The 7,469-nt window shown below is 74.4% G+C and carries 4 protein-coding genes and 2 pseudogenes; 4 read left to right on the top strand and 2 right to left on the bottom strand.

The annotated features are described in order from the left end of the window. Positions 1–1,946 (bottom strand): proton-conducting transporter membrane subunit (locus tag SSBG_RS28130; RefSeq protein WP_008749436.1); only part of this gene is annotated, 1,946 nt, incomplete at its 3' end. A 175-nt stretch (positions 1,947–2,121) separates the two neighbouring features. Here SSBG_RS28130 and SSBG_RS28125 point away from each other — a divergent pair. The 3 genes and pseudogenes from SSBG_RS28125 (at position 2,122) to SSBG_RS28115 (ending at position 5,056) form a co-directional block, all read left to right on the top strand. Beyond that, a pseudogene (locus SSBG_RS28125) lies at positions 2,122–2,916 on the top strand (SDR family NAD(P)-dependent oxidoreductase). A 491-nt stretch (positions 2,917–3,407) separates the two neighbouring features. Continuing rightward, positions 3,408–4,733 carry an ATP-binding protein gene (locus tag SSBG_RS28120; RefSeq protein WP_008749435.1) on the top strand — a complete coding sequence of 442 codons (1,326 nt, stop codon included), beginning with the start codon at positions 3,408–3,410 and terminating at the stop codon, positions 4,731–4,733. Beyond that, positions 4,730–5,056: a DUF742 domain-containing protein gene (locus tag SSBG_RS28115; RefSeq protein WP_037870808.1), complete on the top strand. Its 327-nt coding sequence runs from the start codon at positions 4,730–4,732 to the stop codon at positions 5,054–5,056. Before SSBG_RS28120 ends, SSBG_RS28115 begins: the two co-directional genes overlap by 4 nt. Before the next feature lie 184 nt (positions 5,057–5,240). On the opposite strand, the pseudogene SSBG_RS31835 reads toward SSBG_RS28115, so the two are convergent. After that, positions 5,241–5,852, bottom strand: a pseudogene (locus tag SSBG_RS31835) (GNAT family N-acetyltransferase); the annotation flags it as partial. Positions 5,853–6,169: 317 nt separating this feature from the next. Here SSBG_RS31835 and SSBG_RS28105 point away from each other — a divergent pair. After that, on the top strand, positions 6,170–7,432 hold the full coding sequence (locus SSBG_RS28105) for a glycoside hydrolase family 71/99-like protein (RefSeq protein WP_037872098.1): 1,263 nt from the start codon (positions 6,170–6,172) through the stop codon (positions 7,430–7,432). Positions 7,433–7,469: the final 37 nt, after the last annotated feature.

Genomic DNA, 7,469 nt, shown 5'->3' with positions numbered 1-7,469 from the left:
TCGACGCAGAACTGGGTGAGCGCCAGGTCGGGGGCGCCCTGCACGACGAAGAGCAGCCCGGCCCCGTAGCCGCTCAGGCCGACGAGCACGACGGCCTTCATGCGCCGCCGCACCCCGAGGCACAGCAGCGCGACGACGCAGGTGAGGACGGCGACGGCGGCTTGCGCGGGGGTGTCCCACAGGCGGGGTGCGGGCACGCCGCTCCAGGGTTCGTCCACGGCGAGGACGGCGATCTGCCCGGCGAAAACCACGGCGAGGACGGTGGCGAGGTAGGCGGAGAGGGAGCCGCGCTGCACGAAGCCGGTGCACTGGAGCGCGAGGCGTTCCAGGGCGAGGAGGCAGCGCCCGAAGACGAGGTCGGCGGAGCGCCAGGCCAGCGCGCGCCCGAGCGCCTCGACGGGCCCGCGGAGCACGAAGAGGGCGGTGCCCGCGGCCCACGCGGCGGCGGAGAGGGCGAGTGCGGTGCCCACGCCGTGCCACAGGGCGAGGTGGTAGGGGTGGGCGGGCTTCGGGAAGGCCGCGGCGTAGGTGGCGAGGAGGTCCTCGGTCGCGGCGACGGCGGGACCCAGGAAGAGGCAGGCGGCGGCGAGGATCGCGGGCGGCAGCAGGAAGCCGGGGGCGACGGCGCGCGGCGCGGTGTCCGGCACTCCGGGCTTGCGGGCGAAGGCCCCCCACAGGTGGCGCAGGGTGTAGCCGGTCGTGAGGGCCGAGCCGACGACGCAGCCCGCGAGGGCCCAGCGGTCGGCGGCGTCGCCGTCCAGGAGGGACTGGAAGGCTGCCTCCTTCGCGGCGAAGCCGAGCAGGGGCGGGACGGCGGCCATGGAGAGGCCGGCGACGGCGCCGATGGCGGCGAGGACGGGCAGGCGGCGGCCGAGCCCGGACAGCGCGCGCAGATCGCGGGTGCCGCTCGCGTGGTCCACGACGCCGGTGACGAGGAAGAGCGGCGCCTTGAACAGGGAGTGCGCGAGGATCATCGCCCCGGCGGCGAGCCCGGTGCCGTACGTACCGGCCCCGGCGAGGACGGTGAGGAACCCGAGCTGGCTGACCGTGCCGTAGGCGAGGACGAGTTTCAGGTCGTGCAGGCGCAGGGCGCGCCAGCCGCCGAGGAGCATCGTCGCGGTGCCGAGGACGAGCAGGAGCGGGCGCCAGGGCTCGATGTGCGCGTAGCCGGGGGCGAGCCGGGCGATGAGGTAGACACCGCCCTTGACCATCGCGGCGGCGTGCAGGTAGGCGCTGACGGGGGTGGGCGCGGCCATCGCGTTGGGCAGCCAGAGACTGAAGGGCCAGATCGCCGATTTCGACAGCGCGCCGCACAGGATGAGGACGAGAGCCGTCGCGACGGTGCCGGAGGCGGGCGGCGGGTGGGCGACGAGCGCGGAGATCCGGTACGTACCGGTGACGGTGCCGAGGACGACGAAGCCGACGAGCATGGTGAGCCCGCCGAGGGCCGTGACGGTGAGCGCCTGGAGCGCGGAACGGCGGTTCTGCTTCACGGCGCTGCCGTGCCCGATGAGCAGGTAGGAGAAGACGGTGGTCAGTTCCCAGAAGATGTAGAGGAGGATCAGGTCGTCCGCGAGGACGAGGCCGAGCATCGCGCCGGCGAAGGCGAGCAGGGCGCCGCCGAAACGGCCGAGCCGCGGGGCGCCGTCCTCGAAGTACCACACGCAGTACAGCAGGACGAGGGCCCCGACCCCGCCCGCGAGCAGCACCATCAGCTCGCCGAGCGCGTCGAGCCGCAGCGCCAGATCGACCCCGTACGCGGGCAGCCACCGCCACACCGTGACGCTCTCGTGCCCCCGCGAGACGTCCGCCCAGGCGGCGAAGCCCCAGCAGGCGGTGGCGGCCGGGGGCAGCGCGAGGACGGCGAAGGCCCGTCGTCCGAGCCACCGCACGAGGGCCGGGGCGCAGGCGGCGAGCGCGAAGTGGGCGAGGAGCAGCGCCGTCATGCGGCCAGGCCGGAGTGCGGCGAGGGACAGAACACCCGACAGTGATATATCGGGCGTCCCTCCGTGGTCCGTCCGGCACGCCGCGCGAAAGAAGCGCCTGCGGCGATCGAGGATGCGGAATCGGGCAGACGCACCTCACGGGACCCCACTCCCCCTTCCTGATTGGAGCCACCCCATGCACGTCACCCTCGACGGCAGGACCGCCCTCGTCTCCGGATCGACCCAGGGCATCGGAGCGGCGATCGCCGCCGGACTCGCCGAGGCCGGTGCCCGCGTCGCCGTCAACGGACGCGACACGCGGCGCACGGAGGAGGCGGCGGCCTCCCTGCGCGAGCGCTTCCCCTCGGCGGAGATCGTGGCGGCCCCGGGCGACCTCGCGAGCGACGAGGGTCTCGCCCAGGTGCTCGACCGGCTGCCCCGTACCGACATCCTCGTGAACAACCTCGGCATCTTCGGTGCGCGGCCCGCGCTGGAGATCGACGACGCGGAGTGGCGGCGCTACTTCGAGGTCAACGTGCTGAGCGCGGTGCGCCTCATCCGCGCCTACCTGCCGGGCATGATCGAGCGCGGCTGGGGACGCGTGCAGAACCTCGCGAGCGACTCGGCCGTCGTGATCCCGGCCGAGATGATCCACTACGGCATGTCGAAGACGGCGCTGCTCGCGGTGACGCGCGGCTTCGCGAAGGAGGCGGCGGGCAGCGGCGTCACGGTCAACTCGGTGATCGCGGGCCCGACGCACACCGGCGGCGTCGAGGACTTCGTCTACGAACTCGTGGACCGCTCCCTGCCCTGAAACGAGGCCCAGCGCGCCTTCATGCGCGAGCACCGGCCGCAGTCGCTCCTCCAGCGCCTCATCGAGCCGGAGGAGATCGCGCACATGGTGGTCTACCTCAGCTCCTCGCTCGCCTCCGCGACGACCGGCGGCGCGCTGCGCGTGGACGGCGGCTACGTGGACTCGATCCTGCCGTAGGCGCCGGAGCGCCCGGACCGGGCCGGGGACGGGGGCCGCGCGTGCGCTCGGTAGCGGGCGGCGGCGCGTCCCGTACCCGATCCGGCGGGGCGGACTCCAGGCGCCACGCCGAGTGCGGGGGCGGCGGCGCATGGCACGTTCGGGGGGGGGGGCGGCCCCCGCCCACCGGGGGGTGGCGCGGGAGGCGTTGTCATCCGATCGGCGGAATGCGGGAGCCACTTTGCGTAACCGGGGCGCGGGCTGAGCACGGCTAGGTGCATGAGGCACCAGAGCTTTTCCGCCCGCCGCGCCCCGCGTGCGCCCGGATTACCCGGGATACCGCTGTTCGGGCGATATGCTCACCCGGTCGGCGCGGGGCCCGCCTCCCGAGAGGGGCGCGCTCCGCAGCCCGTTGACGGCCCGTCCGGCATGTCCACGGGTCCCGCCGGCGCCCCGGTCCCCCGGGGCACCCAGGTCCCCACCCCCTCCCGAACGTCCTCCGAAGGTGCTCGATGCCCCGTCCCCCCGCCTCCCCTCCCGGCCCCGTCCCGGCACCCGCGTCCTCCGGTCGCGCGGCCGGTGTGCTGTGGCCGGCGACGCTGCTCACGCTGCTGTGCGGCTACGGCGGCGCGGTCTCGCTGCTCGCCCGGCAGCGGCTCGCGACCGCTGTCCTGCTCGGCACTTTGATGGTGCTCGCGCTGTGCGGCCTGGAGGCGCTGCGCCGCCAGCACCGCACGGCGGTCGCCGACGGCGAGCTGCTCGCGCTGGAGCTGGCGCGGCGGGCGGCGGAGTCCGAGCGCAGGGACGCCGACTGGCAGTCGTATTTGACGGAGCAGTCGGAACTGATGCGCCTGGAGCTGGAGCACTTCGTCAAGGAGCGGCTGCCGGCGGCGGTGCGCGGGCGGCCGGTCCCGGCGTCGCGCCCGCAGAGCGCGGAGCTGACGCAGGCCGTCGGGGACCTCTTCGAGCGGGTGCTGCGCGAGGTGGCCGAGGAGTGCGAGTACCTGGAGGAGACGCGCAGGCTCGTCCTGGTGGAACTGGCGGGGCGGGTGCAGAGTTCGGCGCACCGCATCCAGTCGGCGGTCACGGGCCTCTCGGACCGGTACCCGGACGACGCCGAACTGCTGGAGACGACGATGCTCGCCGACCACGCGGCGACGCAGCAGGCGCGGCACGCGCAGAGCCTGAAGGTGCTGTGCGGGGAGTGGCCGGGGCAGGAGTGGCGGCAGCCGCTGAGCCTCGTGGACGTGGCCCGCGCCGCCTCCGGCCGCATCGTCGCCTACCGCAGGGTGGAGGTGACGGGAGACCCGGCACCGGCCGTGCGCTCCGCGCTGGCCGAGCCGCTGATCCACCTCGTCGCCGAACTCCTGGCCAACGCCACGGAGTACTCGCCGCCGCGCACGACGGTGCCCGTCACGGTGCGGGCGGTGCAGAAGGGCGCGGTCGTCGAGGTGCACGACGGCGGGCTCGGGCTCGCCACGGACCGGCTGAGCACCGCGCGCGAGATCGCCTCGGGGCGCAGGCCGCTCGGGCTGCGGGAGGTCGGCGAGGTCCCGCAGACGGGGCTCGCGGTCGTCGGGCAGTACGCGCGACGGCACGGCTTCCAGGTCGATCTGGGCCCCTCGCCGTACGGCGGTCTGCGTGCCGTGGTCCTCGTCCCCACCAGCGCGCTCACGGAGGGCGAAGGGGCCGACGAGCCGTTCGGCGAACCGTTCGACAGGCCCCTGGACAAGCCCCTGGACGGGCCCTTCGACGCCGAGGAGGCGCGCGGGCTGCCACCGCTCGCGCCGGCCGACCGCGGCCCGGGTCTCGTCCCGCACCCGACGGGCAGCGCGTGAGTGCCCCGGCGGCGCTGCGCCCGTACGTCATCACGCGCGGGCGCGCGCGGGCCGCGCACGGGATCGCCCTCGAAGCCCTCCTGACCACCCGCCAGGCCCCGCACCCGCTCCGCCTCAACCCGGAGGAACGCACGCTGCTCGACCTGTGCGCGCGGCCGCTGGCCCTCGCCGAGGCCGCCGCCCGTCTCGGCCTGCCCGTCGGCCTGACCCGCGTCCTCGCCTCGGACCTCGTGGTGCAGGGGCTGCTGACGGTGAGCGAGAGCGTGCCCCCGGAGGTGCGGCTCCTGCGGGACGTCCTGGCGGGACTGCGCCGGATGACGTGAGACGAGCGGGCCGGGAGCGGAGGGGGCGGGAGGCGGAGGGAGGCGCGAGGCGGGCGGCGGGGTCACGGCGTGCGGCGTGCGGTCCGGCTACGCGGTGCGGTCCGGCTGCGAGCCGCGACCCGGTTGCCGGGTGCGGCACGCCGCGTGCGCATCCGCCGCCGCGCCCTCTTCTCCCCCGCTCCGCCTCCCCCGTGCCGCGCCCCAGGTACGTCAGCTCGCCCGCCTCCGGTACGGGGATCTCGTGGAAGCCCAGGCGGTCGTAGAAGGCGCGGGCCGGGGTGTTGGCGGTGACCATGCCGAGGTGGACGCGGGACACGCCCCGCTCGGCGAGCGCCCCGAGGTGGGCACGCAGGAGGGTCCGCCCGTGGCCCCGGCGCTGATGGGCGGGGAGGAGGTCGATGTGGAGGTGCGCGGGGTAGTCCTTGAGGGCGGGTACGCGCAGGCGCTCGGGGTGGTGCAGGAGGACCGCCATCATCGCGTCGCCGTCGGACGGCGGCCCGGCGGGGAGCGGGTAGCGCTCCGCGTGCAGCGGCAGCCATTCCGTCCGGAACCGGTCGGCGAAGCGGTCCGTGTCGGCCGTGCCGAGCACGTACCCCACGGCGCGCCCCTCCCCGTCGTCGAGGACGAAACACAGTTCCGGCTCGAAGGCCGCGTAGGAGTGCGCGAAGAGGACGGGGAGGACGGAGGGGGCGCGGTAGTGCGGCCGGGCGTCGGCGCCGAGGTGCGCGGTGCGCACGCGGATCTCGGCGAGCGCGTCGTGGTCGGCGGATCGGCAGGGCCGTACGTGGGGCGGCATGGCCTCGCCTCCGCTCCGGGCGGCGCGCCTGCCGCCCGTCCCCGCGTGAACCTACGGCACGGGGGCGCCGGCCGACAGGGACGGGAGGAGAACGCTCCCACGCTCCGGCCCCGGCGCGCCCGCTCTGACATCGTTGTCCCCAGAGCCTTGTCGGGACCCCACGAGGTCGACTAGCTTGCGTGCGGCACCTGCTGACGGAGGGACGGACTGCCGCCGTTCTTACTCCCCCCACCCCAGCGGGCGCGACCGTTCCGTGCGCGGCAGCGCTCCCGTGGTGTGCCGCCGCGCCGATGAGGCAGATCGAGAGGCACACCCGCATGAGCATCTCCCGTCGTTCCTTCCTCCTGACCGGCGCAGCCGTCGCCGCGGCGGCCGGTACCGGTATCGCCGCGACCCAGGCGGGCGCGGCTCCCGCGCCGAAGGCGGGCCCCGCCGCCTCGCCCGCCGGCGACGTCGTCGGCAAGATCACGGTGGGCTACCAGGGCTGGTTCGCCGCGCCCGGCGACGGCGCCCCCATCAACGGGTGGTGGCACTGGAGCCCCGACATGAGCAAGGCCCCCGCGCCGGGCGCGAACAGCGCCAAGTCCTGGCCGGACGTCTCGGAGTACACGCGTACGTACCCGACGGCGATGCCGGACCTGAACGGCGGCGGTGACGCCGCGCTGTTCTCCTCCTGGGACCAGCAGACCGTGGACACGCACTTCCGGTGGATGCGCGAGTACGGCATCGACACCGCGGCCCTCCAGCGCTTCAACCCCTTCGGCGGGGAGGGGCCCACGCGCGACGGCATGGCGCAGAAGGTCCGGCAGGCCGCCGAGGCCAACAGCCGCAAGTTCTACGTCATGTACGACGTGACGAACTGGAACGGGATGCGCGAGCAGGTCAAGCAGGACTGGACCGAGAAGATGAGCGCGCACACCTCGTCGTCCGCGTACGCGCGCCAGAACGGCAAGCCGGTCGTGTGCGTGTGGGGCTTCGGCTTCAGCGACGACGCCCGCCCCTTCGGCGCGGAGGAGTGCCTGGACGTCGTGAACTGGCTCAAGGGACAGGGCTGTTACGTCATCGGCGGGGTCCCGACGCACTGGCGCACCGAGGACGAGGACTCCCGGCCCGGGTTCTCGGAGGTGTACCACGCCTTCGACATGATCTCGCCGTGGATGGTGGGCCGGATCGGTTCGGTCGCCGACGCCGACAACTTCTACGCCAACGTGAACACCCCCGACCAGGCGGAGTGCGACGCGCACGGCATCGACTACCAGCCCTGCGTGCTGCCCGGGGACCTCCAGGAGGGGCAGCGGGCGCACGGGGACTTCATGTGGCGGCAGTTCTACAACATGAAGCGCGTCGGGGTGCAGGGCATCTACATCTCGATGTTCGACGAGTACAACGAGGCCAACCAGATCGCGAAGACCGCCGCGAGCGCCGCCGAGGTACCGGCCGGCTCCGGGATCAAGGCGCTCGACGAGGACGGCACGGCCTGTTCCTCGGACTACTACCTGCGGCTGACGGGTGACGGCGGGAAGATGCTCAAGGGGCAGATCCCGCTCACCGAGCAGCGGCCCACCCAGCCGGTGGCCTGAGCGGGGGCCGCGCCGGCGGGCCGCAACGCACGGGGGC

Origin of the sequence: Streptomyces sp. SPB074 (assembly GCF_000154905.1) — a bacterium.
Lineage (GTDB): Bacteria > Actinomycetota > Actinomycetes > Streptomycetales > Streptomycetaceae > Streptomyces.
The sequence above is the reverse complement of the archived record's forward strand: the minus strand, read 5'-3'. Positions and strand labels throughout refer to the sequence as shown.